The sequence below is a fragment of the Stutzerimonas nitrititolerans genome (assembly GCF_003696285.1).
Lineage (GTDB): Bacteria > Pseudomonadota > Gammaproteobacteria > Pseudomonadales > Pseudomonadaceae > Stutzerimonas > Stutzerimonas nitrititolerans.
This window is the reverse complement of the sequence record NZ_RFFL01000002.1, coordinates 1-26,208: the sequence shown is the minus strand read 5'-3', so window position 1 is coordinate 26,208 and position 26,208 is coordinate 1. Positions and strand designations below refer to the sequence as shown.

The window sequence follows — 26,208 nt, the reverse complement described above, 5'->3', positions numbered from 1 at the left end:
CTCCCTCACACTGCGCAGGACCCCGCCCGATGCGTCCCCTCATTGCCACGATCGACCTGACCGCCATTCGTCACAACTATGCCCTGGCCAAGCGTTGCGCACCTGGACGCCGGGCTTTCGCGGTGGTCAAGGCCGATGCCTACGGCCACGGTTCTGCAGCGGTGGCGGCGGCGTTGCGCGAGGAGGCCGACGGTTTCGCCGTATGCAGCGTCGAGGAGGCGCGCGTGGTACGCGAACAGGCACCAAAGGCTCGTCTGCTGCTGCTCGAAGGCTGTTTCGATGCCGAGGATTATGCCGCCGCGATGGAGCTGGGGCTGGATGTCTCGGTGCAGGGCGCCGAACAGGCGCAGCGCTTGCTGGATTGTGGGCCGGCGCGGGCGCTGAACGTCTGGCTCAAGCTGGATTCGGGGATGCACCGGCTGGGTTTCGAGCCTGCCGAGCTGCAGCGCTGGGCAGAGCGCCTGCGCGGCGCGCCGCAGGTGGCGGAGGTCAACCTGATGAGCCACTTCGCCTGTGCCGATGAGCATCTGCACGCACTCACCGATCATCAGCTGGAACGCTGCCACGGCATGCAGGGGTTCGCCTTCGATCAGCGCAGCTTCGCCAACTCCGCCGCCGTGCTGACCTTGGCGCCGGCGCATATGGACTGGCTGCGCCCCGGCATCATGCTCTACGGAGCTTCGCCCTTCGCCGAACGCAGTGCCGCCGAGCTGGGGCTGCGCCCGGCCATGACGCTTACCGCCGAGGTGATCGCCATGCACGACGTGCCCGCCGGCGACAGCGTCGGCTACGGTGCGACCTGGGTGGCGCAGCGCCCGTCGCGCATCGGCACCGTCAGTTGCGGTTATGCCGATGGCTATCCGCGTCATGCGCCATCGGGTACGCCCGTCGTGGTTCGCGGCCAGCGCGTGCCGCTGGCGGGCAGGGTGTCGATGGACATGCTGGCGATAGACCTGACCGACCTTCCCGAAGCCGCCATCGGCGACGCGGTGGAGCTCTGGGGCGCGCAGCTGCCTGTCGACGAAGTGGCCCGGGCGAGCGGCACCATCGGCTACGAATTGCTCACCAGGGTGACGCAGCGAGTGCCGCGCAGATACCTCGGTTAAGCCCCCTCGACTGCCGGCCTGATGCCTAGGGCTGAACGTGTTCGGCCGTTGCGAAATCCGCTGGCCGAATGAATTCGGCCCTACAGGATAGGTGGCCCACGCTCCAGCCGCGTAGGGCGGATGACGCGAAGCTCATCCACCGAGGCGCAGTCAGCGTGGATGTAAAAAACGACATCCACCCTACGTTTTCCGACCTCTGTGCTGGGACATGCTGGTTATTTTTTGTGCTATATTCCGCGCCCGTTTTCGTTGCCCCGGTTTTTCGCCATGCATGCTGCCAAGCCGCTGTTTGACTATCCCAAGTACTGGGCCGAATGTTTCGGTCCGGCGCCGTTCCTGCCGATGAGCAGGGAGGAGATGGATCAGCTCGGCTGGGACTCGTGCGACGTGATCATCGTCACCGGCGATGCCTACGTCGACCATCCCTCGTTCGGCATGGCGATCATCGGGCGGCTGCTGGAAGCCCAGGGCTTTCGCGTCGGCATCATCAGCCAGCCGGACTGGCAGAGCAAAGACGACTTCATGAAGCTCGGCGAGCCGAATCTGTTCTTCGGTATCGCCGCGGGCAACATGGACTCGATGATCAACCGCTACACCGCCGACCGCAAGGTACGTTCCGACGATGCCTACACCGCGGGTGGCCTGGCCGGCAAGCGGCCCGACCGCGCCAGCCTGGTCTACAGCCAGCGCTGCAAGGAAGCCTACAAGCACGTCCCGGTGGTGCTGGGCGGGATCGAGGCGTCGCTGCGGCGCATCGGCCATTACGACTACTGGTCGGACAAGGTGCGCCGTTCGATCCTGATGGACGCCACCGCCGACATCCTGCTCTATGGCAACGCCGAGCGCGCCATCGTCGAGGTGGCGCAGCGGCTGGCGCGCGGCGATGCCATCGGCGAGATCACCGATGTGCGCGGCACCGCCTTTATCCGCAAGGACACTCCCGAGGGTTGGTTCGAGATCGACTCGACGCGCATCGATCGGCCGGGCAAGGTCGACCAGATCATCAACCCCTACGTCAGCACCCAGGACCTGCAGGCCTGCGCCATCGAAAAGGACAAGGGCCCTGCCGAGGATCCGAACGAGGCGAAAGTCGTCCAGTTGTTGCCCAATCCGAAGATCGAGCGCGACCGTACGGTGATCCGCCTGCCGTCGTTCGAGAAGGTGCGCAACGATGCGGCGCTGTACGCCCATGCCAACCGCGTGCTGCACCTGGAAACCAACCCGGGCAACGCCCGCGCGCTGGTGCAGCGTCACGGTGACCAGGACATCTGGCTCAACCCGCCGCCGATCCCGCTGACCACCGAGGAAATGGACTACGTGTTCGCCTCGCCCTTCGCCCGCGTGCCGCATCCGGACTACGGCGGAGCGAAGATCCCGGCTTACGAGATGATCCGCTTCTCGGTGAACATCATGCGCGGCTGCTTCGGCGGCTGCACCTTCTGCTCGATCACCGAGCACGAGGGACGGATCATCCAGAACCGATCCCACGAATCGATCCTCAACGAGATCGAGGCCATGCGCGGCATGCCCGGCTTCACCGGCGTGGTCTCCGACCTCGGCGGGCCGACCGCCAACATGTACCGCCTGGCGTGCAAGAGCCATGACATCGAGAAGCACTGCCGCAAGCCGTCGTGCGTGTTCCCGGGTATCTGCGAGAACCTCGATACCGACCACAGCTCGCTGATCGAGCTGTACCGCAAGGCCCGCGCGCTGCCCGGCGTGAAGAAGATCCTGATCGCCTCCGGCCTGCGCTACGACCTGGCCGTGGAGTCGCCGGAGTACGTCAAGGAACTGGTCACGCACCACGTTGGCGGCTACCTCAAGATCGCCCCGGAGCACACCGAGAAAGGCCCGCTGGACAAGATGATGAAGCCGGGCATCGGCAACTACGACCGTTTCAAGCGGATGTTCGAGAAGTACTCGAAGGAGGCGGGCAAGGAGCAATACCTGATCCCTTACTTCATCGCCGCGCATCCGGGCACCACCGACGAGGACATGATGAACCTCGCGCTGTGGCTCAAGGCCAACGGTTTCCGCGCCGACCAGGTGCAGGCCTTCTATCCGTCGCCGATGGCCAGCGCCACGGCCATGTACCACACCGGCAAGAACCCGCTGCGCAAGGTCACTTACAAGAGCGAGGAGGTGACCATCGTCAAGAGCGAGGAGCAGCGCCGGTTGCACAAGGCCTTCCTGCGCTACCACGACCCCAAGGGCTGGCCGATGCTGCGCGAAGCGTTGCTGCGCCTGGGCCGTGGCGATCTGATCGGCAGCGGCAAGCACCAGCTGATCCCGGCTCATCAGCCGGCGGTGGATGGCTATCACAGCGCCCGTCGCAAGAACTCCACGCCGGTCGGCAGCAAGAAAGCCGGTCAGGGCGGCAAGATCCTGACCCAGCACAATGGCCTGCCGCCGCGCAGCCACGACGGCAACGCCTGGGACAAGCGCGAGCAGGCCAAGGCCGCCGCCGAGGCCCGGCGCAAGGCCGCGGCCGGTGCGGGTAAGCCGAAGCCGGCGGGCAAGGGGCGCGGCAAGCCGGTGCCAAGGTAGATCGAAAAGCCGATAGAAGCGCTGGAGGCTTAAGGCTGGACGAAAAAGCTTGACGGAGGAGGGCGCGTTAGGTCGCTCACTGTCCAGCCTCCAGCCTCCAGCCTCCAGCCTCCAGCCTAAAGCCGAAACGCCTGTGTCACCTGAGTCAGCTCGTCGCCCAGCTGCAGCATCTGGCTGCTCTGTTCCCGACTGCGGCTGATATACGCCAGGTTGGTGTCGCCCAGCTGGTGAATGCGCTCGCTGTGGCTGCGGATTTCGCTGACGGCTTCGCTCTGTTGTGAAGTGGTCTCGGCGATCTGGTTGGCCATCTGGCCGATATTGGCGATGACCGCGACGATCTGTTTGAGCGCGACTTCGGCCGCTTCGGCCTGGCTGGCGGTGCTGCGCGCATGCTCGACCTCGGTACGCATCGCCTCGACCGACTGCCGCGCTGCCTGCTGCAGCCCTTCGATCAATTGCTGAATCTCGGCGGTCGCACCGCTGGTGCGCTGAGCCAGCGAGCGCACCTCGTCGGCGACCACGGCGAAGCCGCGGCCATGGTTGCCCGCGCGAGCGGCTTCGATGGCCGCGTTCAGGGCGAGGAGGTTGGTCTGTTCGGCAATCGAGCGAATCACCGTCAGTACTCCGCCGATGGTGCTGGTTTCGTCCGCCAGGCGCTCGATGGCCTGGGCATTGACTTCGACCTCGCCGACCAGCGCCTGCAAACCCTCGAGGCTCTGACCGATGACCTGTTGGCCGTGGCTGATCGCCTGTTCGGCGGCGCGGCTGGTTTCGGCGGTTTCCTGCGCACCATCGGCGACCTGCTGGATGGTGCTCTCCAGCGCGCCCAGGGCGTCACGGATTTCCCCGGTTTCACCGGTCTGGTGCAGCGCGCCATCGTGCAAGGCGGTGCTCACCTCCGCTAGGTCGTGGCTGCTGCCGGCCACGGCCTGGGCGTGCTGGCGCAAGGTGCCCACCAGCTGCCGCAGATAGCCGCGCAGGCGGTTCAGCGAAGTTTCGATGGCTTCCATCTCGCTGATTTTCGAGTCTAGTTTGACGACTTCGTTGAAGTCTCCCTGTGCCCAGCTGGACAAGGCCGGAACCAGCTGGCCCAGGGTGCGGGTCAGACGGCGTTGCAGGCGGTCGATGGCCAGCGCGATCAGCAATATCAGCGCGATGATTCCACCCTGCGCCAGACGCACCTCGGCCTGGATGCGTGCACGTTCCGCACGAATTTCCGGCTCCAGTTCCGCCAGCGCCTGTTGCAATGCCGCGACTCTGGCCATGCTCCGGTCGATCAGTTCGCTGCGCTCGCGGATCAGCTGACGCGTGCGTTCGAGCTCGGCCGGATAGCGCTTGAGCAGACTGGAGAGCTCCCGCTTGAGCGCAATACCGGTATCTTCGCTGGCCTGCTGCTCGCTGTCGGTGTCCAGCTCCAGCAGGTCGGCGAAGGAGGGCACGCTGGATTGCGCCGTGCTTGCGATACCGAGCAGCGGCAGGGATTGCAGCTTGGCAGCCTCCTGATCGAGCATCTGTAGCGGTTGCTCCACTTCGGCGGCGAGTTCGTCCCGGCCGGTGCTCACCAGCTTGCCGCGCGCATGGCTCAGGCGCAGCAGATGACGGCTGGCTGCGAACAAGGGCTCCTGATAGGCGCTTGCCTGCGGCCGGTCGCTCTGTCGGGCATAGCTGTCCAGCTGCTGCAGGGTGCTCGCCAGTTCCCGCTCGGCCTGAAGCAGCAGCCCCTGGGGATCGCCTGCCAGCTTTCCTGCGGCCAGCAGCTCGCTGCCGGCGAACTGGGCGAGCTGCTCGAGGCTGGGGCGCAATTGCTCGGCGAACTGCTCAGGCAGCGTATCGACGCCTTGCGCGAGCATTTCCAGTGCCTGCATGGCTTCACTATGACGAAGCGCATCGCCGCTGCCGAGGTAGTCCTGGATGTTCCGTGCCAGTCGATCCTGGAATTGCTGGGACAGTTCGAGATAGCGGGCCATCAGCAGATAGGGCCGCTCGAGGGCGCGCTCCGACCACCACAGCGTTGCGCCGAGCGCCAGGCAGACCGCAATGAGCAGCAAGGTGTTGATGGTGGTAACCGACTTCAAGCGCATCGCCGCCTCCTGCATCTGTCGAGGCTGGCAATGTATGGCTATTTGATGTCAGTCATGTGACAGGCTGGAAGCGCTCGACCCGATTACGACCGCCGTGCTTGGCGCGGTAGAGCGCTTCGTCGGCCTGCTGGGTCAGCAGCTTGATGTCGCTGTCGGCCGTCAGCTCGGTGATGCCGCAGCTGAAGGTGCAGGTGAGATCTTCCTGTTTCGCCGGATAGCGGATTTCGGCGAAGCGCCGGCGGATCTCGTCGAGGACCTTGCAGGCGTCCTCGGCCCGGGTGTCGGGAAGCACCACGGCGAATTCCTCGCCGCCGTAGCGGCCGATGTGATCGGTCTTGCGCAGCCGCTGCTTGAGGAACAGGGCGAGGCTCTTGATCACCCGGTCGCCCATGGGGTGGCCATAGGTATCGTTGACCTTCTTGAAATGGTCGATGTCGATCATCGCGAAGCTCAGCGGCTGGCCGTCGCGGCGTGCACGAAAGCTGGCATCCTCCAGCAGTTGCAGGCTATGGGTATGGTTGTACAGCCCGGTGAGGCTGTCGCGCACGATGCGCGCCTTGAGGCTGCGCGCCCGTGCCGCGCGGGTGCGCACGGTGGCGATCAGGTGGCTCGGCTTGATCGGCTTGGTCAGGAAGTCGTCGCCGCCTTCGTTCATGGCGTCGAGCTGCTTGTCGAGATCGTCCTCGGCGGAGAGGTAGATGATCGGCACGCTGACGTAGCGTTCGTGCTGGCGGATCACCTTGGCCAGCTCGGTGCCCATGCAGACCGGCATGTACATGTCGAGGATGATCAGGTCCGGCTGGAATTCGGCCAGCGCGGCGATGGTCTGGATCGGCTCGATCAGTGTCTGGGTGATGATGCCGGCATTGTTCAGCACACGTTCGGTGTGCGTCGCCTGGGCGCGGGAGTCGTCGACGATCAGCACCCGGAAGGGCTCGTAGTGCGCCGTGCGGGTGAATATCTCGATCTTTTCCAGCAGGCTGGATGCATCCAGGCTGCCGGTGAAGAACTCCAGGCCACCGGCGCGTACGGCCGCCAGCCGGGTCGGCGTGTCGGTGTCGGCATGGCTGAAAAAGATTAGCGGCAGCTTTTCGTCCAGGCTCTGCTGAATCCGCTCGGCCAGCTTGAGCCCTTCGCCGGGACCATTGAAGTCGACGTCCATGACGATCGCGGCGGGGTGGCGCTCGTGCATCGCCGCACGAAAGGCCGCATCGCTGGCGAAGGCCTGGGCCGTCATGCTGAAGAATTCCAGCTGGCGCACCACGTGCTCGGCGCGCTGATGATCCTGAAGCGCGATATAGACGGGTTTGCTCAGCGGCGGAACGTACACGGCCTGGCTTTGCGTATCGCTGTGGCGCAGCCCGGTGCGGGCGAGACGGTAGACCAGCTGGCTGAGCGTGGCGATGGACGTGCTGGAGAGCCGTCCGCGGTTGTCCTCAATGTCGCCGAGGCAATCCTCGATGCCCAACGCGAGCTCGCTGTGCTCGGTCTGGCCGAAACGCTCGGCGAAACGACGCAGGCGTAGCGTGGCGTCGGCCAGAGCGTTGCGGTAATTGTCGTTCCATTCACCACGCTGCAGCTGTTGCCAGACTTCCAGCACCTCACGGGCCTGGTGAATGACGCGCTGGGCGAAATGCTGTTTGAGTTCTTCTTGATCCGACATTCTCGGGGTCTTCCTGGCGCGCCTCCTCCCGGAGGAGGCGTGGTCATGGCTGCATGCTATCACCGATGCGGAAGACCGGCAGGGCCGTCATGCGGGCCAGTTCTCAATATGCCACTGAGCCTCTGGCGCCTGCGTTATAGTGAAACACCTGCCGCAACGCTCATGGTGTCAGGCGGTCGAACCTTTGAAATCGAGAAGGACACATGCCAATGCTGGACTGGAAGAATCGCTTCAGGCGCCTCGGCCCCTCGGGAAGTGCCACGACTGTCGGAACGAACGGGCGCAATCCGCTGCTGCTTACCCTGGCCGTGGTGATCGGTCTTTATCTGCTGGTGGTGCTGGTCATCGGCTGGTACTGGAGTCGTGAACCCGACCTGTTCCCGGTGCAGCAGCATGTTCGCGAGGCTGCCGAAGGCTCGCAGCGACAGATCGTCAGGGGCTATACCACAGTGGAAACCCTCAAGCGTGTCGTCAGTACACTGCTGGACAAGCCGGGTGGCTACCTGACCAACGACATCGCGCCGCCAGGGCTGTGGCTGGACAACATGCCCAGCTGGGAATACGGCGTGCTGGTGCAGGTACGCGATCTGAGTCGGGCGTTGCGCAAGGATTTCGCCCGCTCGCAATCGCAATCCACCGAGGATCCCGATCTGGCCAAGGGGGAGCCGCTGTTCAACTTCGACAATCGCAGCTGGGTGCTGCCGGCGACCGAAACCGAGTACCGCAACGGCATCCGTTTTCTCGACCGCTATCTGGAGCGCTTGAGCGATCCGGCGCCCAAGGCGCAATTCTATGCGCGTGCCGACAACCTGAACAACTGGCTCGGCGACACCGCGACCCGCCTGGGCTCGCTGTCGCAGCGCCTGTCGGCCAGCGTTGGTCGTGTGCGGCTGGACAGCAATGCCACGCCGGAGATGGTGAACGAAGGTGTGGTGCCGGAGGTCGAGGAGCGGCGGATGGAGACGCCCTGGCTGCAGATCGACAACGTCTTCTACGAGGCGCGCGGCCAGGCCTGGGCCCTGTCCCACCTGTTGCGTGCCATCGAAGTGGACTTCGCCGATGTGCTGGCCAAGAAGAATGCCACCGTCAGCGTTCGGCAGATCATTCGTGAACTGGAGGCTGCGCAGGAGCCGCTGTGGAGCCCGATGGTGCTCAATGGCAGCGGCTATGGCGTGCTGGCCAACCACTCGCTGGTGATGGCCAATTACATTTCCCGGGCCAATGCCGGAATCATCGATCTGCGGAACCTGCTGTCGCAGGGGTGATCAGGTGCGAGGAGGGCTGGTCGCTGTCATGGCGATCAGTCCAGCCCGAGCTTCTTCAGGCGGTAGCGCATCGAGCGAAATGACAATCCCAGCCGCTGTGCCGCGGCGGTGCGGTTCCAGCGGGTTTCTTCGAGTGCCTGCATGATCAGCTTGCGCTCGACTTCTTCCAGGTGGTCTTCGAGATTGTCGATCTGCGCCAGGCTGGCGTCGCCGCCGTCCGTTGCGCCCGGCGCATCGGCCAGGCGCAGGTCGCTGGCCTTGATGGCGTCGCCTTCGCACAGCGTATAGGCCCGTTCCAGCATGTTTTCCAGCTCGCGAACGTTGCCTGGAAAACGGTAGCTCTGCAGCTTGGCAAGCGCTTCCGGCTGTAGCCGGGCCGGGCTGTCGCCGCATTCCTGGGCCAGCCGGCGCAGCATGTTGTCGGCCAGCAGGGCGATGTCTTCACGACGCTCGCGCAGGGGTGGTACGCGAAGCTCGATGACGTTCAGGCGGTAGTACAGATCCTGGCGGAAGCGTCCGGCGGCGACCTCGCTTGCCAAGTCCTTGTGGGTTGCGCAGAGGATGCGTACATCCACTGCGATTTCCACTGCGCCGCCGACCGCACGAACCGCCTTCTCCTGGATTGCGCGCAGCAGCTTGACCTGCATCGGCAGTGGCAGGTCGGCCACTTCGTCGAGGAACAGCGTGCCGCCATTGGCCGCCTGGAAGAGGCCCTGCTTGTCTTCGATGGCGCCGGTGAAGCTGCCTTTCTTGTGGCCGAAGAATTCGCTTTCCATCAGTTCCGAGGGGATGGCGCCGCAGTTGACCGGTACGAAAGGGCGCTCGCCACGGGGGCCCTGCTCGTGGATCAGGTGGGCAACCAGCTCCTTGCCGCTGCCCGATTCGCCGCTGATGTAGACCGGAGCCTGGCTGCGCGCCAGCTTACCGATCTGCTTGCGCAGCGTGGCCATGGGCGGCGATACGCCCAGCAACCGACCATCCACCGGTAGCTCCTCCGGACCAGAGGCGCGCAACCGCAGCGCGGTGCTGACCAGCTCGCGGAGTCGGCCCAGGTCGACCGGCTTGGTGAGAAAATCGAAGGCCCCGGCCTTCAGTGCGCTGATCGCCGTATCCAGGCTGCCATAGGCCGTGATCATGGCCACCGGCAATTGCGGGTAATTCCGCTGGATGAACTGAACCAGCTCCAGCCCGCAGCCGTCGGGCAGGCGCATATCTGTCAGGCAGAGGTCGTAGTGTTCACGGGCGAGGCACTCGCGTGCCTCCTTGAGGTTGCGTGCGCTGCGGGTGTCCAGCTTCATCCGGCCGAGGGTGATCTCCAGCAGCTCGCGGATGTCCGGTTCGTCGTCGATGATCAGCGCTTTCTGGCGGGCAGTCATGGTCTGGTTCTGTATTTAGGCAGTGCCGCGGTAGGGCGGCTCCGCGCAATCTTAACGTGAACCGGCTCTTTGTACCCGAAGGTGTCGCCGTTGTGTGAACCATTGCCGTGGTTATTCGGCCCTTTTGCGGGGGTGGGCGAAGGTGATGCGAAAGCAGCTGCCACTCTGTTCGTCGCGCTTCCGGTAATCGAGCCATGCCCGGTTGCTCTCGCACAGCTCGCGGGAGATATAGAGTCCCAGGCCGGTTCCCTTGTTTTCGGTGGTGAAGAAGGGTTCGAAAACCAGTTGTTCCTGCTCGGCGGGTACGCCTGGGCCATCATCGATCACCTCCACCACGGGCAGGTCGCTGACGGTGTCGCGAAACAGGCGCAACCACACCTGCGCCTGTGCATGCGTCTGGCCGCTGTAGCGCAGGCCGTTCTGGACGAGGTTGGTCAGCACCTGGATCAGCTGGTTCGGGTCCATGCGGGTCTGCAGCGAGCTGCCGATGGTTTCCAGATGCAGCGTCTGGTTGGGGGCGAGGCCGCCGCGGAACTCGCTGGCGAAGCGATGCAGCCAGTACTTCAGGTCCAGCAGCTGCGGCTCGGCCTGCCGGCGACGTGAGAGCTGCAGCACGTTCTCGATGACCAGGTTCATTCGCCGCGAATGGTCCTGGATGATCTGCGCCAGCCGTTGATCGCTCTGATCGAGCGAGTCGGATTCCTGCAGCAGTTGCGCGGCGTGGCTGATGGCGCCGAGCGGGTTGCGGATCTCATGGGCGATGCTCGCGGTCAGGCGACCGAGGGACGCGAGCTTCAGTTGCTGGGCCTTCTGAGCGATCTGCGAGATGTCTTCGAGGAACACCAGCACGTTCTGTTCTGCGCCGTTCTGCAGGGCCGCGAAGCTGGGTTGCAGGACGGGCCCGTCGGCTGTCGCCTTGAGATTCTGTGGGCGCAGGGTCGGGTTGTCGCGCCAGCGTTGCATGGCCTTGAGCAGTTCCGGGCAGCGGGGTGCCAGGCGCTCGCCGACCAGCGATTCCTGTCTCAGCAACTCCAGGGCGCCCTGGTTGGCGAGCAATACACGTTGGCGCGAATCGAGCACCAGGATCCCGGTGCGCATGCGCTGCAGGATCAGCGCGTTGAGCGCTTCCAGATTGGCGACTTCCTCGGCGCGCCTCAGGGCCAGTTCTTCACTGACCCTGAGGCGCCGGCTCAGCCCCTGGACCAGCAGCGCCGCGGCGAAACACAGCGTGCCCAGTGCCGCGGCCTGGGGATACTGGCGGCTGGCGTCCGGATCACCCAGGCTGAGGTAGAAGGTCAGGTAGATCAGGCCGATGGCGGCGATAGCGGCGATGAGAAGGCCGATGCGGCCATGCAGCAGGATGTTGGCGATGGCCACGGCGATGATCAGCAGGTTGCCGATCCCGCTCGGGGTGCCGCCGGCGAAATAGAACAACGCGGAAAGCAGGATCACGTCCATCAGCGCCAGGCTGAGAATGGGCAGCCCCTGCCTGGGTTTGTATGCCAGGACGGCGATCAGGGTGTTGAGAATCAGGTAGAGCCAGGCGCCGTAGTGGAACAGCGCCGGGCTGCGCATGCGCATCAGATCGTCATGCAGATCGCTGCTGATCAGCAGCACCAGCGCCAGGCCGATCGCGATGCGATAGAGGTGGTAGACGCGAAGGATGCGCTGCCCTTGGGAACCCGGAAGCGCCAGGCTCTCAGTGCCCACCCGGCTGGCTGTCCTGTTCGAGATGGGCGCGGCTGCAATACCAGCGATCCTGGTTCTGCAGCGCCTGCGCGCGGGGTACGTGAACACCGCACTGGGCGCAGCGCACCATGGGCAGCGTCGTCTGGGCGGCTTGCTTGTTGGAGCCCTTGCGCATGACTCGGCGCCAGAGCCAGAAGGCGGCGGCGATCAGAATGATCCAGAACAGCAAACGAAACAGGCCCATGGGTGATTTCCTGGCTAGGTCAGAGTGGCGACAGCGACCGAAAGGCTGAGCGGCATGAGGATCGGATCATGCCGCACGGCGCCGCTCTGTCAGTCGAACAGGCCGAAGGTCAGGTAGCTCCACCAGGATCGCTCGTTGCTTTCCTCCTGCTCCGCTTCCTTGAGCACGGGGCGCAGTTCGTCGGGCAGATCCTGCGCGGCATTTTCGTACTGGCGCAGCACGTCGCGGTTGGCGCGCGAGCTGTCGGGAGTTTCGACATCGGATTCGATCAGGCCCAGGGTCGCGCGCGACAGCCAGCCGCGGTTGTCCGCTTCCTGTTCGAGCGGTACGAACTTCCCGTCCTCCAGGCTGGCGTGCTCCGGATAGTTGAGTGTCAGGGTCTGGAGGCTGCTGGCGGCGAGGTCGTCCAGCTTCAGGCGCTGATAGGCCTCGGTCATCACCGCGAGGCCGTCACCGACCGAAGGCGTGCCCTGGAAGTTCTCCACCACGTAGCGCCCACGATTGGCGGCCGCGACGTAGGCCTGGCGCTTGAGGTAGTAGTGCGCCACGTGAATCTCGTTGGCTGCCAGCAGGTTGCGCAGATAGACCATCCGCGCCTTGGCATCGGGTGCATAGCGGCTGTTGGGGTAGCGCGTGGTGAGCTGGGCGAATTCGTTGAACGAGTCGCGGGCGGCACCCGGGTCACGCTTGGTCATGTCCAGCGGCAGGAAGCGCGCCAGCAGTCCACGGTCCTGATCGAAGGAGGCCAGGCCCTTGAGGTAATAGGCGTAGTCGACATTGGGATGCTGCGGATGCAGGCGGATGAAGCGCTCGGCCGACGAGCGAGCCGCCTCGGGCTCCATGTTGCGATAGTAGGCGTAGATCAGTTCGAGCTGTGCCTGTTCGGCGAAGCGCCCGAAGGGGTAGCGCGACTCCAGCGTCTTGAGCTTGGTGATGGCGCTGGTGTAGCTCTTGTTGTCCAGATCGGCCTGCGCCTGCTGGTACAGTTCCGTTTCGCCCAGGTTTTCGCTGATGGTTTCGTTGGATGAGCAGGCAGCGGTAAGGGCGAAAATGGCGATCAGCAGCAGGTGTTTCACTTGCATGGCGGCGTGCGTCCCTGTGACGGCTGGCTGTCTCGCGCAAGGCCGTCCTGTTATGATGAGCGCCCCGGCACGCCGGGACAAAGACGCCGTATTTAAACACAAGCGTGTAGCTGAAACCAAAGGCTCCACCCCTCGCAAGCAATGGTCGACGCGATCGAATCGACGGCCGCGACGCCAGGACCAACAGGCCGAGCCCCGAAGCCGGGTCATGAAGCCGCAAGCGAGGTCAGTGGTGCGAGTTCTGGTTATCTCGAACGAACGGCGAAACGTATCGGCAGGCGGCCCGCATGGCAAAGCCCAGCGGCTGGTGTTTCGCAAGACACCGCGCGCAATCGCGGAGCGCGCTCGGGAAGATGCCGACCTCCTGTGCCAAACGACGGAGCGGAGCGCTTCGCTTTCCAAGGTAAAACGTCCCTAATTATGTCGACAATCAATACACAGGCGATCCAACTCCGCGCCGAGGTGCCGTTCGAGCTGGGCGGGCAGCGTCTCGACCAGGTCGCGGCGCAGCTGTTCTCCGACCACTCCCGCTCGCGCCTCAGCGCCTGGATAAAGGATGGCCTGCTCACGGTCGACGGCGCGGTGCTGCGCCCTCGCGATACGGTGCACGCAGGGGCGGTCCTCGAGCTGTCGGCCGAGCAGCAGGCGCAGGGCGAGTGGGTGGCGCAGGACATTCCGCTGGATATCGTCTTCGAGGATGAACACATCCTGGTACTGAACAAACCCGCAGGGCTGGTGGTACATCCGGCTGCGGGCCATGCGGATGGCACGCTGCTCAATGCCTTGCTGCATCACGTGCCCGACCTGATCAACGTGCCGCGCGCTGGTATCGTGCATCGGCTGGACAAGGACACCACCGGCCTGATGGTGGTGGCCAAGACACTGCAGGCGCAGACGCGTCTGGTCGAGCAGCTGCAGGCGCGCAGTGTCAGCCGCATCTATGAAGCCATCGTCATCGGCGTGATCATCACCGGCGGCACCGTCGACGCGCCCATCGGCCGTCATGGCCAGCAACGCCAGCGCATGGCCGTTGTGGACGGTGGCAAGCCGGCCGTCAGCCACTATCGGGTGCTGGAACGCTTCCGTTCGCATACCCACGTGCGGGTCAAGCTGGAAACCGGGCGGACCCACCAGATCCGCGTGCACATGAGTCATCTTGGCTACCCGCTGGTGGGCGATCCGCTCTACAGCGGACGCTTTCGCATACCGCCGGCGGCGAACCCGACGCTGGTGCAAACGCTGCGGGAGTTTCCACGCCAGGCGCTGCATGCACGCTTTCTCGAGCTGGATCACCCGGTCACGGGTGAGCGGCTGAAGTGGGAGTCACCCTTGACCGATGATTTCGTCTGGTTGCTGACATTACTCCAGCAGGACCGCGAGGCGTTCGTCGGGTGACGCGCTGGCCGGCCGATTGGCTCGTCCCGGACTGGCCGGCACCCGCCCAGGTCCGTGCCTGCGTGACCACACGCAGTGGCGGCATCAGCCAGCCACCCTTCGACAGTTTCAACCTCGGCGATCATGTGGACGATGCGCCGGAGGCCGTGGCGGAGAACCGCGGCCGCCTTCGGCAGATTCTGGGCGTTCAGCCTGGGTGGATGAGCCAGGTGCACTCCGTCCAGGTGGTCCAGGCCGATCCATCGCGCCTTCAGGTAGCCGATGCCAACTGGAGCGATAAGCCGGGCATCGCCTGTGCAGTGCTGACTGCCGACTGTCTACCGGTACTGTTCTGTGACCGTGCCGGCACGCGCGTCGCGGCAGCCCATGCCGGTTGGCGCGGGCTGGCGGGTGGAGTATTGGAAGCCACGGTCGAAGCCTTGGGCTCGCCTGGTGACCAGTTGCTGGCCTGGCTCGGGCCGGCGATCGGGCCGGAGGCCTTCGAGGTCGGGCCGGAGGTGCGCGAGGCCTTCGTTTCGCAGCGCGCGGCAGCGGCGGAGGCTTTTCGGCCGAGTCACAATGCCGGGCGTTTCATGGCCGATCTCTATCGGCTGGCGCGAATCCGCCTGGCCGCCATCGGACTGGTTGAAGTCCATGGTGGTGGTTTCTGCACCTTCAACGATCCGCGCTTCTATTCTTACCGACGCGCCGCCCGCACCGGGCGTTTCGCCAGCCTGATCTGGCTGGATGGCGCGACCGATAACCGCTAGGGTCTGTTGCCGTTTCGTACGCGGCTCGCGACGAAACGGCAACAGACCCTAGCACTCCCGCCCGACGAGGCCAGCCTCAGATCCGGTAGGTGGTCTTGGTCATCACCTTGGCCATGAGGCTCATGCCGAACTTGATCGGTGCCGGGAAGCGCAAGCCACCGGCATCGAGTGCCGCGGTCGAATGCCGTGCCTCGTCTTCGCGCATCTGCAGGAGGATGGCGCGGGATTTCTGATCCGTTTCGGGGATTCTTTCGAGGTGCTCGTCGAGGTGCTTGCACACCTGATCCTCGGTGGCCGCGACGAAGCCCAGGCTGATCCGGTCGCTGACCAGGCCCGCCGAGGCGCCGATGCCGAACGAGAGGCCGTAGAACAGTGGGTTGAGCACGCTGGTGTGGCTGCCCAACTGGCGAATGCGCTGTTCGCACCAAGCCAGATGGTCGATCTCCTCTTCGGCGGCGTGCTCCATCGCCTGGCGCACGCGGGGCAGGCGGGCCGTCAATGCCTGCCCCTGGTACAAGGCCTGCGCGCAGACTTCACCGGTGTGGTTGATGCGCATGAGTCCGGCAACGTGACGTGCTTCGCTGTCGCTCAGTTCGGCTTCGTTCTTCAATACCGCCGGTGTCGGACGGTTGGGCTGGCCGCTGAAGGGCAGCAGGGTTCTGAGCGCGGCGTCCGCCTGCATCAGCAGGCGATCGGCGGGAGAGTATTCGCGGTGGCTGGACATGGCGCCTCCAGGTGCTTTGACGGATTCGGTTTCTGCGAGAAGTGCGCTGTCAGCCCGGTGGCCAGTGCATCTGGCGTTGGCCGAGTACATGCATATGGATGTGGTAGACCGTCTGGCCGCCCAGGTCGTTGCAGTTCATTACGACGCGAAAGCCTTCCTGGCATCCTCGTTCTTCGGCCAGGCGCTGCGCCGTGAACAGGATATGACCGGCGAGCGCCTTGTCGTCTTCTTCGCTGAGGTCGTGCAGGGTCGCGATGTGCTTCTTCGGAATCACCAGAAAATGCACGGGCGCCTGTGGCGCGATGTCGTTGAAGGCGATGACCTGATCGTCCTCGTATATCTTCTGAGCGGGAATGTCACCCGCCACAATCTTGCAGAACAGACAATCCATGGTGACTCTCCGGGATTGGATGAACGACAGTGTAACAGGCCGCTCTTTGGCTGATGAGCCAGCACACGGAGGAGAACTGATGAAAAACGATATCCGCGATCTGGCGCTGGTACTCGAATCGCGGCTGCGGCTGGTGGTCATCGAGTCATGGGACGAGCGGCGCGTGCTGGAGACCTTGACCGGCTTGGCCGTCACGCGAGCGGCCGGGCTCTATCTGTGGTCCGTCACCGAGGGCCTGCGGCGCTTCGCTTTCGGCGGTGAGGCGCTGGACGAGGGCGAAAGCTGTGCCGCGGAGGCCGCGCTGCGGCGAGTCAGGCACGATCCGTTGCCCAATCTCTACGTATTCTGCGATCTGCACCCTTTTCTCGACGAGCCGCGGGTGGTTCGCCTGGTGAAGGAAATCGCCATGGCCGAGGGCACGGCTGCGCCCACGCTGGTGCTGGTCTCCCATGCCTTGAAGCTGCCCGCGGAAGTGCAGCGCTACGCCGCCCGCTTCAGCCTGGCGCTGCCTTCCGAGGAGGAGTTGCTGAGCATCGTTCGCGAAGAAGCCACGCGCTGGAGCGAACGCAACAGGGGCGCGCGCGTACGCACCGACAACCGCACGCTGCAACAGGTGGTGAAGAATCTGCGTGGTCTGAGCCATGCCGAGGCCCGGAGCCTGGCCCAGGGGCTGATCTGCGACGACGGGGCGATCACCCAGGAGGATCTGCCCGAGCTCAATCGCAAGAAATTCGAGCTGCTGGATCTGGGCGGTGTGCTGAGTTTCGAATACGAGACAGAGCGTTTCGCCGATGTCGGCGGATTGTCCAATTTCAAGCGCTGGCTGAGTGAGCGCCAGGGCGCGTTCCTCGCGCGCCGCAAGGCCGATATGCCGCGAGGTGTGATGCTCGTCGGGGTTCAGGGCGGCGGCAAGAGCATGGCGGCCAAGGCTGTGGCGGGGCTGTGGGGGCTGCCCTTGCTGCGACTGGATTTCGCCTGCCTGTACAACAAGTTCTTCGGTGAAACCGAGCGTAACCTGCGTGAGGCCTTGAAGCTGGCAGAGCAGATGGCGCCCTGCGTCTTGTGGATGGACGAACTGGAAAAGGGGCTCGCAACCGGCGAGATGGACGGCGGGGTCAGCCAGCGGGTGCTGGGTACGCTGCTGACCTGGATGGCCGAGCGCGAGGCGCCCGTTTTCATGGTGGCGACGGCCAACGCTGTCGATCGCCTGCCGCCTGAACTGCTACGCAAGGGGCGCTTCGACGAACTGTTCTTCGTCGATTTGCCTGATGTGCAAACGCGGGCCGAAATCTTCCGCATCCACCTCTCTCGGCGCGAGTTCGATCCGGAGCGCTTCGACCTGGCCGTCCTGGCAGAGGCTTGCGACGGCTTCTCCGGGGCGGAAATCGAGCAGGTCGTTGTCTCTGCGGTTTACGCCGGCCAGGCGCAGTTGCGCGATCCGGATCAGCAGATGCTGCTCGACTGCATGCGTGCCACATCGCCGCTGTCGGTGATCATGGCCGAAGCGCTGGACGACCTGCGCGAATGGGCTGCGGGGCGGGCCGTGCTGGCCTAGGGTCTGTTGCCGTTTCGTCGCGAGCCGCGTTGCCGCGCCAAATAGCGCCAGGCAAGGCGCGGGACGCAGGCAATGGTCGCTCCCTTGCCAAGTCCCGCAACGCCGCATGGCGCTATTTGCCGCGCATCCCTTCGGGCCGGGGCTGTTTTTGCGCGCCGCTGCGTTCCTCGTCGCTCATTTGGAATGACCAATCTTCACTCCTCGCGCCTTGCTTCGCAGAAAAACAGGCTCCGGCGCGGCCGCGTACGAAACGGCAACAGACCCTACCTCACATCCCCGCGCGATGCAGGTACTGCTGGTAGCCCGGAATGGCGATGGCGGCCAGGATGCCGATGACTGGCACCAGTAGCCAAAGCGCAGCGAGGATCTTCACCGCTCTGCTGTTTGGCGGTTGCGGTGGGCCGAAGCGGTTGGCGTCGGCTTTACCCGGGTAAAGCAGCATCACCAGCGGAAAGAAGGAGCCGACCGCCGGGACCAGGTTGAGCAGCAGAAACCAGCCAGACCAGCCGATGTCGTGCAGGCGCTGAACGCCAATCTGTACGCTGACGACGACGAAACCGACGCCGATCATTGCAAACAGAATCACGCCCAGTACCTGCGAGATGGCAAAGCCGATCCCGGCGACGGCCAGCAGCGCCAGGGCGGCAGCTGACAGGGTCATTGACCAGGCGAGGTAGCGCAGGCGGCCGATCCGGCCTTGCAGGCTGAAGGCTCGCAGTTCACCGTAGGCGGGCATCGGTTCGGCAACCTGGGCGCGGGGAGTAGCGTATGGGTGCGTCGCGCTCTGCGCATCGTCGCCTGCCTTGTCTTCGGCAAGCCGAGCCTGTCTGGCCAGATATTTCTCGATGACGATGCCGCAGCTGTTGCACTGAATCGCGCGGGGCTGGGAATGACCGCACTTGGGGCATTCCATTCGCGTTGCTGTCGGATCCTCTGCCGAGCCGGCCGGTGCGATGTCGACGAGGCTCAAGGCGGGCGCGGAGCGAGGCTCGGCCTCCTTGCGTGCTTCGGCGCCTGCCTGCCGCAGTGCTTGCAGGTACCGGTCCGCCTCGCCGGCGGTCAGCTCCCGCTTGATATTCACCGGCCCGCGAGCGAACAGCTGGTCGACTTTCTCTCGATCGGTCTTGAACAGGCGCGCAAGGTTTTCCTTGACGCTGTCGAGCGTCATGCCGGGCAGCAGTGCGCCGTCGAAGACGATTCGGTAACGATTGGATTCCATGTAACGTCCTTGTCACGCTGAGGTAGGAGCAAGATTAAAGTGATGGCCAGGACGGAACAAGCCGGCTCAGGCTTTCCCGCGCAATCGGTTCGCTCACCGGCTTGCGAGTGTCATGGCACGTTTGCGGGCCGCCTGGTATTCGTCGTCCAGGCGCGCAATCAACGCCTGGGTACTCGGCAGGTCGGAGATGCCGCCGACGCCCTGGCCGGCGGACCAGACGGTCTTCCAGGCCTTGGCTTCGTCGTTGGCCGGTTTCAGCTTCTCGCCATAGTTCATTTCGCCCTTGCCCGACAGGCGGGCTTCGTCGAAACCGGCTTTTTGCAAGCTCTGGCGCAGGAAGCTCGCTGGTACACCTGACACGGCGGCGGTGTGAACGATATCCGCCGCATGGGCCTGCAACAGGAGGTTCTTGTACTCCTCCGGCGCCTGGCTCTCTCGGGTAGCGATGAATCGCGTGCCCATATAAGCGAGGTCTGCTCCGAGCATTTGAGCCGCGAGGATTTCGTGGCCCTGGTTGAGGCAGCCGGCCAGCAGCAGCGTCTTGTCGAAGAACTGGCGAATCTCGGCGATCAGCGCAAACGGGCTCCAGGTGCCGGCATGTCCACCCGCACCGGCGGCAACGGCAATCAGGCCGTCGACTCCCGCCTCGTTGGCTTTCTCCGCGTGTCGACGGGTGGTGACGTCATGGAAGACCAGCCCTCCGTAGCTGTGTACGGCATCCACCACTTCCTTCACCGCACCAAGACTGGTGATCACGATCGGAACCCGCTGTTCGACGCAGATCGCGAGATCGGTCTGCAGACGTGGGTTGCTGTGATGAACGATCAGATTTACCGCATAGGGTGCGGCGTCTGGCTGCGTGGCAAGCTGCTCGCCGATCTCTTGCAGCCAGTCACGAAAGCCGCTGCTTTCACGCTGGTTCAAGGCTGGAAAGCTGCCTACCACGCCATTGGTACAGCAGGCGGTGACGAGTGCCGGGTTGGAAACCAGAAACATCGGCGCCGCCACCAGGGGCAGGCGTAAGCGCTGTTCGAGCTGTGCTGGAAGCGGCATGCAGGTATCCCTCGCGCAGGTTTAGAAGGGTTTGACCACCACGAGAATCACGATCGCCAGCAGCAGCAACACCGGAAACTCGTTGAACCAGCGATAGAAAACGTGGCTGCGGTTGTTCTCATCGCGTGCGAAGCGTTTCAGTTGAGCGCCGCAGAGGTGGTGATATCCGATCAGTACGATCACCAGCGCCAGCTTGGCATGCAACCATCCGCCTGTGGCGAACAATCCGGGGTTCATGGCGATCATCCCGATGCCGAACAGCAGCGTCGCGATCATCGAAGGCATCATGATGCCCCGGTAGAGCTTGCGCTCCATGGTCTGGAAGCGCTCCCGGCTCAGCTGGTCCTCGCTCATCGCGTGATAGACGAACAGCCTGGGCAGATAGAACAGCCCGGCGAACCAGCAGACGATCGCGACGATATGCAGCGCTTTGAGCCATAGGTAGAGCATCACGGGTTCCTTGTTCGAGGGGTGCGGCAGATAGTAGTGGCATGAGGGGAACACGTCACCTTGACGGCTGGTCCCCGCGCCCTCGCGCCTTTATCATCGTAATCTTTACCGGTTCACTCGAGGGGCAGAGCATGATCAAGGTCGGCATCGTCGGCGGCACAGGTTATACCGGAGTCGAGTTGCTGCGTTTGCTGGCGCAGCATCCGCAAGCCGAAGTGGTCGTGATCACCTCTCGCTCGGAAAACGGCGTCAGGGTGACGGATATGTATCCCAACCTGCGCGGCCACTACGATGGGCTCGCCTTCAGCGTGCCGGACACCGCCACGCTAGGGACCTGCGACGTGGTGTTCTTTGCGACTCCGCATGGTGTGGCCCACGGACTGGCCGCTGAGCTGCTGGCTACCGGCACCCGGGTGATCGATCTGTCGGCCGACTTCCGCCTGCAGGACGCGCAAGAATGGGCCAAGTGGTACGGCCAGCCACATGGAGCGCCCGAGCTGCTGCCGGAAGCGGTGTACGGCTTGCCCGAAGTCAATCGGGAGCAGATCAGAAGCGCTCGTCTGATCGCCGTGCCGGGCTGCTATCCGACCGCCACGCAGCTGGGCTTGTTGCCGTTGCTGGAGAATGGACTGGCAGATGCTTCGCGTCTGATCGCCGACTGCAAGTCAGGCGTCAGTGGCGCGGGGCGTGCCGCGAAGATCGGCTCGCTATTCACCGAAGCGGGTGAGAGCATGATGGCTTATGCAGTCAAGGGGCATCGGCACCTTCCCGAAATCACGCAGGGATTGCGTCGCGCCGCCAAGGGCGATGTGGGGCTGACTTTCGTTCCTCACCTGACGCCGATGATTCGCGGAATCCATGCCACGCTTTACGCAACGGTGGCGGACACCTCGGTCGATCTCCAGGCGTTGTATGAGCAGCGTTACGCCAACGAGCCATTCGTCGACGTGATGCCAGCTGGCAGCCACCCTGAAACCCGTAGCGTACGTGGCGCCAATATGTGCCGGATTGCGGTGCATCGGCCGCAGGGAAGCGAGCTGGTAGTGGTGCTGTCGGTCATCGATAACCTGGTCAAGGGCGCCTCTGGCCAGGCGTTGCAGAACATGAACATCATCTTCGGGCTGGACGAACGCCTCGGCTTGAACAACGTCGCGCTGCTGCCCTGAGCAGATCATCCAGTCATCGAGCGGCTCCTGTAGCGAGGAGCTGCCACCTATGAATAGTTGACCGATTTCGTAGGGCAAGCTGATAATGCGTTGTCAACGCAGTAAACGGGCGTTCCGCGCCGGGAGAACCAAATGAGTGTCGAATCCTTCACGCCCACCGCCATCCAGTTCAGTCAGGGGGCCGCGAGCAAGGTGAAGAGTCTGGTCGATGAAGAGGGGAATCCGCGCCTCAAGCTGCGCGTCTTCGTCACGGGCGGTGGTTGCTCCGGGTTTCAGTATGGTTTCACCTTCGACGAGGATCTGGCTGAAGATGACACCATCATCGAACGTGAGGGTGTGAGTCTCGTAGTCGACCCGATGAGCTACCAGTATCTGGCGGGGGCTGAAGTCGATTATCAGGAAGGGCTCGAGGGCTCTCGTTTCGTCATCAAGAACCCGAATGCCACGACGACCTGTGGCTGCGGTCAGTCTTTCTCGATCTGACGCTGGGCCGTTCCGAAACGCCGTGCTCTTGCACGGCGTTTTTGTATGGGCAGGATAATTTTCCGGCCGAACTCAGGCGGGGTAGATCGCGCCCAGCACGCGCAAGCCGCGCGCGCCTGTCACGCTGGGTCGGTTAGCCGGGATGCCTTCGAGACAGCAGTGCGCCAGCCAGGCGAATGCCATCGCTTCGATCCAGTCAGGCTCCACGCCAAAGGCGGCGGTGCTGGTAACCCGGGTCGACGGCAGCAGGCTTTGCAGGCGGCTCATCAGTGCGGCGTTATGTGCGCCGCCTCCACAGACCAGCAGGTCCTCGGTGTTCGGCTGGCTTTCGAGCAAGGCGTTGCAGATGCTCCGTGCGCTCAGCTCGAGCAGGGTCGCCTGGACATCCTCCGGGGCAATGTCATCGAGGGAAGACAGATGCGCATCCAGCCAAGGCAGATTGAACAGTTCGCGCCCCGTGCTTTTGGGACCACTGGCAGCGAAGAACTCATCGCTCAGCAATGATTCGAGAAGCCGGGACTGAAGCGTACCGCTGGCGGCCCAGCTGCCATTTCTGTCGAATGGCTGCGCCAGGTGGCGTTGTATCCAGGCATCCAGCAACACGTTGCCTGGACCACAGTCGAAGCCTAGGGTGGTCATGCCGGGTGCGAACAGGCTCAGGTTGCTGAAGCCGCCGATATTGAGCACCGCCCTGGTACGTTTCGGGTCGCTGAACATCGCTTCGTGAAAGGCGGGAACCAGCGGTGCGCCTTGTCCGCCTGCCGCCACGTCGCGGCGGCGGAAGTCGCCGACGACCGATATGCCGGTCAGCTCCGCGAGCAGGGCAGGGTTGGCGATCTGGATGCTGAAGCCGCGCTTGGGCTCATGCCGCACGGTTTGCCCGTGGCTGCCGATGGCGCGAATGGAACTGGGGGCGATCTGCGCCTGGCGCAGCAGCTTGTCGATACCGATGCTTGCCAGCTCGGCCCAGCGTTGCTCGGCCAGGGCGGCACGAGCCAGTTCGTCCGGGCCACTGGCACACAGCGCCAGCAGTTCCTGCTTCAGTTGCGCCGGCATGGGCTCGTAATGGGTTGCGAGCAGCTTCGTGCTGTCGCTCTGCTGGATCAGTGCGAAATCCAGACCGTCAAGGCTGGTGCCAGACATCAGGCCCAGATAAAGATGCACTTACTGCTCTCGCATCGCCAGCATCGTTGCGCGCTCTTCATCGAGGCGTGCCATCAGGGGCTGACTCAGCTGAAGAAAGCGCTGCTTCTCGTTCTTGGCAATGGGATCCGCCATTGGCAGCTTCAGACCGAGCGGATCGACATGCACACCATCCACCTGGAACTCGTAATGCAGATGCGGCCCTGTGGACAGGCCAGTGGTGCCGATGTATCCGATGATCTGTCCTTGCTTCACCGTCGAACCGTTACGCACGCCTTTGGCGAAACCCTGCATATGGGCATAGAGGGTGCGATAGCGATTGCCGTGTTGAATGATCACGGTATTGCCGTAACCGCCTTTGCGCCCGGCCAGGAGAACCTTGCCATCGCCAGCACTTTTGATCGGCGTGCCGCGCGGGGCCGCATAGTCGACGCCTTTGTGCGCACGGATCTTGTTCAGAATCGGATGCTTGCGGCCATTCGAGAAGCGTGAGCTGATGCGTGCGAAGTCGACTGGCGTGCGGATGAACGCCTTGCGCATGCTTTCACCCTCTGCGGTGTAGTAACTGCTGTTGCCCTGCCTGTTGGTGTAGCGGATGGCGGTGAAGGCTTTGCCACGGTTGGTGAAGCGAGCGGCGAGAATGTTGCCTGTTCCCACCCTTTCCCCTTCGATGGTCTTCTCTTCGTAGATCACCTCGAAGGTATCGCCCTTGCGGATGTCCATGGCGAAGTCGATGTCGTAGCCGAATACATTGGCCAGATCCATGGTCAGGTTGTGGCTCAGTCCGGCGCGTTTTGCGGCGAGGAAAAGGCTGCTTTCGATCTCGCCGTGCGCATAGGCAGTGTTTACCTCTGGCTTGATCTGCTCTTTCTTGAAGACATAGCTGTCGTCGGATCGGTCGATCCGGATGCTCTCGAGTTTGCTGATCGGGCTGTGCAGGCTTGCAAGTTCACCCTGCTCGGTTAGCTGAAACACCAGGCGCTGGCCGACCTTCAGGCGCGATAACTGTTGGGCGTCCTTGCTGCTGGAGAGTACTTCGTGAACTGTCTTGGAGGGCAAACCCACTTTGGCGAATACGGTCGATAGCGTATCGCCATTGGCCACTGTCAATTCTTTCGAGAGAGGATCGGCCTCGACGATCGCTTCAGGTTCATCGACGACCTCGTCGTCTGGAGAGCTGGGTTGAATCTGGGCGAATGGAGAATCGGTGGCGCTTTGAGGTTCATGGGGCTGGCTGGGCTCATGAAATTCGGCAGGGTTGTCGAGTCGAAGATCGAGGAAGGTTTTCTTCGCCTCGACTTCACGAGATGGAAACACAAGAAGAGCCAGGCTCAGAAGCGCTGCTACACCGCTGGCGGCCAGAAGATGGCTTTTCGGGTAGTTGGGTGCTTTCGATTTTGAAGAGGTCATTATGGGCTGGCGTTTTTTTGTACGAAAAATATCTGCCTAAAATATAATCAAAGCTGACCGGAGGCAACCCTTGGAATGTGCCGTCCGCCTAGTGGCGCACGTCTGGGAGCATTGTATTTTTCAGGCGATCTTGTAAGGTTGCCGCCTTTTACTTTTGGTGTGGGGCCACTGAATGAAGTCTGTTGAAGAGCAGTTGGCAGTGATCAAGAGGGGCGCTGAGGAAGTGCTCGTCGAATCCGAGCTGATTTCCAAGCTGGAGAAAGGCACGCCTTTGCGGGTCAAGGCGGGCTTCGACCCAACTGCCCCTGACCTTCATCTCGGGCACACTGTGCTTATTAACAAGCTTCGCCAGTTTCAGGATCTGGGTCACCAGGTCATTTTCCTGATCGGTGACTTTACCGGGATGATCGGCGATCCGAGCGGCAAGAGTGCGACACGTCCGCCGCTGACGCGTGAGCAGGTCCTCGAGAACGCCGAGACCTATAAGGCGCAGGTATTCAAGATTCTCGATCCGGCGAAAACCGAGGTCGCCTTCAACTCGGCCTGGATGGATCTGTTGAAGCCCTCCGACTTCATTCGGTTGGCCTCGCAATACACCGTCGCCCGTATGCTCGAGCGCGATGATTTCAGCAAGCGCTATTCAACCAATCAGCCGATCGCGATTCACGAGTTTCTCTATCCCTTGGTGCAGGGCTACGACTCGGTCGCCCTGCAGGCTGATGTAGAGCTGGGTGGTACGGACCAGAAGTTCAATCTGCTGATGGGGCGGGAATTGCAGCGTGCCTATGGGCAGGCCTCGCAATGCGTCGTGACCATGCCGCTTCTGGAGGGGCTCGATGGCGTCAAGAAGATGTCCAAGTCGCTCGGAAACTATGTCGGTATCCAGGAAGCGCCTGGGGTGATGTACAGCAAGTTGGTATCCATCCCCGATGCGCTGATGTGGCGCTACTTCGAACTGCTCAGCTTCCGCAGCATGGACGAGATCGATGGATTCAAGGCGGACGTCCGGAAGGGCGCCAATCCTCGGGACATCAAGATCAAGCTGGCCGAGGAAATCGTCGCGCGCTTCCATGGGGAAGAAGCGGCGGCCGCAGCGCACCGCTCGGCGGGTAATAGAATGAAGGAGGGTGAATTGCCTGAGGATATCCCTGATATCGAATTGCGTTCCCCTGAAGACATGCCAGTGGCATCGGTGCTGAATCGGGCTGGGCTGGTCAAGAATGCGGCTGTTGCTCGAGACTTGCTCGGCTCTGGTGGCGTGCGGGTGGATGGTGAGGTTGTGGATCGTGCCTTTATGTTCAAGCTCGGCTCGACTCATGTCTGCCAAGCGGGCAAGAAGGCTTTCGGTCGTATATCATTGGTCGCGGAATAAATTTCCCGCGTCCCATTGACGTGTCGTTTCGAGGGCCTATAATGC

Annotated in this window: 22 protein-coding genes; 9 read left to right on the top strand and 13 right to left on the bottom strand. The window is 63.2% G+C overall.

Features of this window, described 5'->3' with window-relative positions; translation table 11 throughout:
• Positions 1 to 29 precede the first annotated feature (29 nt).
• Both alr and EA795_RS02270 read left to right on the top strand, forming a co-directional pair.
• Entirely contained in the window at positions 30 to 1,106 is a 1,077-nt protein-coding gene (gene alr / locus EA795_RS02275; protein ID WP_122075324.1) for an alanine racemase, read from the top strand.
• A 267-nt stretch (positions 1,107 to 1,373) separates the two neighbouring features.
• Positions 1,374 to 3,653 (top strand): YgiQ family radical SAM protein, encoded by a 2,280-nt coding sequence (locus EA795_RS02270; RefSeq protein ID WP_014851479.1) that lies wholly within the window; start codon positions 1,374 to 1,376, stop codon positions 3,651 to 3,653.
• A gap of 116 nt (positions 3,654 to 3,769) precedes the next feature.
• Here EA795_RS02270 and EA795_RS02265 read toward each other — a convergent pair whose 3' ends face one another.
• Positions 3,770 to 5,734 carry a methyl-accepting chemotaxis protein gene (locus EA795_RS02265; protein WP_122075322.1) on the bottom strand — a complete coding sequence of 655 codons (1,965 nt, stop codon included), beginning with the start codon at positions 5,732 to 5,734 and terminating at the stop codon, positions 3,770 to 3,772.
• 52 nt (positions 5,735 to 5,786) lie between these two features.
• Positions 5,787 to 7,397, bottom strand: a complete 1,611-nt coding sequence (locus EA795_RS02260) for a response regulator (RefSeq protein WP_014851481.1) — start codon at positions 7,395 to 7,397, stop codon at positions 5,787 to 5,789.
• A gap of 209 nt (positions 7,398 to 7,606) precedes the next feature.
• Here EA795_RS02260 and EA795_RS02255 point away from each other — a divergent pair, with 209 nt between their 5' ends.
• On the top strand, positions 7,607 to 8,662 hold the full coding sequence (locus EA795_RS02255) for a DUF2333 family protein (RefSeq protein WP_122075320.1): 1,056 nt from the start codon (positions 7,607 to 7,609) through the stop codon (positions 8,660 to 8,662).
• Positions 8,663 to 8,697: 35 nt separating this feature from the next.
• Here EA795_RS02255 and EA795_RS02250 read toward each other — a convergent pair whose 3' ends face one another.
• The 4 genes from EA795_RS02250 to EA795_RS02235 all read right to left on the bottom strand — a co-directional run bounded on the left by EA795_RS02250 (position 8,698) and on the right by EA795_RS02235 (position 13,053).
• A complete protein-coding gene (locus tag EA795_RS02250) occupies positions 8,698 to 10,038 on the bottom strand; it encodes a sigma-54-dependent transcriptional regulator (protein WP_122075318.1) in 1,341 nt (446 codons plus the stop codon).
• Positions 10,039 to 10,149: 111 nt separating this feature from the next.
• Positions 10,150 to 11,748, bottom strand: coding sequence for a two-component system sensor histidine kinase NtrB (locus tag EA795_RS02245; RefSeq protein WP_122075316.1), 1,599 nt, complete (start codon positions 11,746 to 11,748; stop codon positions 10,150 to 10,152).
• Positions 11,738 to 11,971: a PP0621 family protein gene (locus EA795_RS02240; protein ID WP_122075314.1), complete on the bottom strand. Its 234-nt coding sequence runs from the start codon at positions 11,969 to 11,971 to the stop codon at positions 11,738 to 11,740. Before EA795_RS02240 ends, EA795_RS02245 begins: the two co-directional genes overlap by 11 nt.
• An 89-nt stretch (positions 11,972 to 12,060) precedes the next feature.
• Positions 12,061 to 13,053 (bottom strand): outer membrane protein assembly factor BamD, encoded by a 993-nt coding sequence (locus EA795_RS02235; RefSeq protein WP_122075312.1) that lies wholly within the window; start codon positions 13,051 to 13,053, stop codon positions 12,061 to 12,063.
• Positions 13,054 to 13,473: 420 nt separating this feature from the next.
• On the opposite strand from EA795_RS02235, the gene rluD reads away from it, so the two are divergent.
• The gene (rluD, locus tag EA795_RS02230; RefSeq protein WP_014851487.1) at positions 13,474 to 14,448 is read left to right on the top strand and encodes a 23S rRNA pseudouridine(1911/1915/1917) synthase RluD; all 975 of its coding nucleotides are present in this window, start codon (positions 13,474 to 13,476) and stop codon (positions 14,446 to 14,448) included.
• Positions 14,445 to 15,197 (top strand): peptidoglycan editing factor PgeF, encoded by a 753-nt coding sequence (pgeF, locus tag EA795_RS02225; RefSeq protein WP_122075310.1) that lies wholly within the window; start codon positions 14,445 to 14,447, stop codon positions 15,195 to 15,197. The genes rluD and pgeF overlap by 4 nt, the downstream gene beginning before the upstream one ends.
• Before the next feature lie 76 nt (positions 15,198 to 15,273).
• Here the strand turns inward: pgeF and coq7 are convergent, their stop codons facing one another.
• Together coq7 and EA795_RS02215 are read right to left on the bottom strand one after the other, a co-directional pair.
• Positions 15,274 to 15,921, bottom strand: coding sequence for a 2-polyprenyl-3-methyl-6-methoxy-1,4-benzoquinone monooxygenase (coq7, locus tag EA795_RS02220; protein ID WP_014851489.1), 648 nt, complete (start codon positions 15,919 to 15,921; stop codon positions 15,274 to 15,276).
• A 49-nt stretch (positions 15,922 to 15,970) separates the two neighbouring features.
• Positions 15,971 to 16,312, bottom strand: a complete 342-nt coding sequence (locus tag EA795_RS02215; protein ID WP_014851490.1) for a histidine triad nucleotide-binding protein — start codon at positions 16,310 to 16,312, stop codon at positions 15,971 to 15,973.
• A gap of 79 nt (positions 16,313 to 16,391) precedes the next feature.
• Between EA795_RS02215 and EA795_RS02210 the strand changes: the two genes are divergently transcribed.
• Positions 16,392 to 17,867 carry an AAA family ATPase gene (locus tag EA795_RS02210; RefSeq protein WP_058078796.1) on the top strand — a complete coding sequence of 492 codons (1,476 nt, stop codon included), beginning with the start codon at positions 16,392 to 16,394 and terminating at the stop codon, positions 17,865 to 17,867.
• Between the two features lie 268 nt (positions 17,868 to 18,135).
• Here the strand turns inward: EA795_RS02210 and EA795_RS02205 are convergent, their stop codons facing one another.
• The 3 genes from EA795_RS02205 to hemJ all read right to left on the bottom strand — a co-directional run bounded on the left by EA795_RS02205 (position 18,136) and on the right by hemJ (position 20,589).
• Positions 18,136 to 19,086 carry a DUF805 domain-containing protein gene (locus EA795_RS02205; protein WP_058078795.1) on the bottom strand — a complete coding sequence of 317 codons (951 nt, stop codon included), beginning with the start codon at positions 19,084 to 19,086 and terminating at the stop codon, positions 18,136 to 18,138.
• A gap of 93 nt (positions 19,087 to 19,179) precedes the next feature.
• Positions 19,180 to 20,139, bottom strand: a complete 960-nt coding sequence (locus EA795_RS02200) for an NAD(P)H-dependent flavin oxidoreductase (RefSeq protein ID WP_122075308.1) — start codon at positions 20,137 to 20,139, stop codon at positions 19,180 to 19,182.
• A gap of 21 nt (positions 20,140 to 20,160) precedes the next feature.
• Entirely contained in the window at positions 20,161 to 20,589 is a 429-nt protein-coding gene (hemJ, locus tag EA795_RS02195; protein WP_058078793.1) for a protoporphyrinogen oxidase HemJ, read from the bottom strand.
• 131 nt (positions 20,590 to 20,720) lie between these two features.
• On the opposite strand from hemJ, the gene argC reads away from it, so the two are divergent.
• Positions 20,721 to 21,755, top strand: a complete 1,035-nt coding sequence (gene argC / locus EA795_RS02190; RefSeq protein ID WP_122075306.1) for an N-acetyl-gamma-glutamyl-phosphate reductase — start codon at positions 20,721 to 20,723, stop codon at positions 21,753 to 21,755.
• Between the two features lie 132 nt (positions 21,756 to 21,887).
• Positions 21,888 to 22,238: an iron-sulfur cluster insertion protein ErpA gene (erpA, locus tag EA795_RS02185; RefSeq protein WP_014851496.1), complete on the top strand. Its 351-nt coding sequence runs from the start codon at positions 21,888 to 21,890 to the stop codon at positions 22,236 to 22,238.
• Positions 22,239 to 22,310: 72 nt separating this feature from the next.
• Here the strand turns inward: erpA and EA795_RS02180 are convergent, their stop codons facing one another.
• Both EA795_RS02180 and EA795_RS02175 read right to left on the bottom strand, forming a co-directional pair.
• Positions 22,311 to 23,402 carry an anhydro-N-acetylmuramic acid kinase gene (locus tag EA795_RS02180; protein WP_122075304.1) on the bottom strand — a complete coding sequence of 364 codons (1,092 nt, stop codon included), beginning with the start codon at positions 23,400 to 23,402 and terminating at the stop codon, positions 22,311 to 22,313.
• Entirely contained in the window at positions 23,403 to 24,791 is a 1,389-nt protein-coding gene (locus EA795_RS02175; protein ID WP_170910481.1) for a peptidoglycan DD-metalloendopeptidase family protein, read from the bottom strand.
• A gap of 172 nt (positions 24,792 to 24,963) precedes the next feature.
• Here EA795_RS02175 and tyrS point away from each other — a divergent pair, with 172 nt between their 5' ends.
• Positions 24,964 to 26,163, top strand: a complete 1,200-nt coding sequence (gene tyrS, locus EA795_RS02170) for a tyrosine--tRNA ligase (RefSeq protein WP_058073967.1) — start codon at positions 24,964 to 24,966, stop codon at positions 26,161 to 26,163.
• Positions 26,164 to 26,208: the final 45 nt, after the last annotated feature.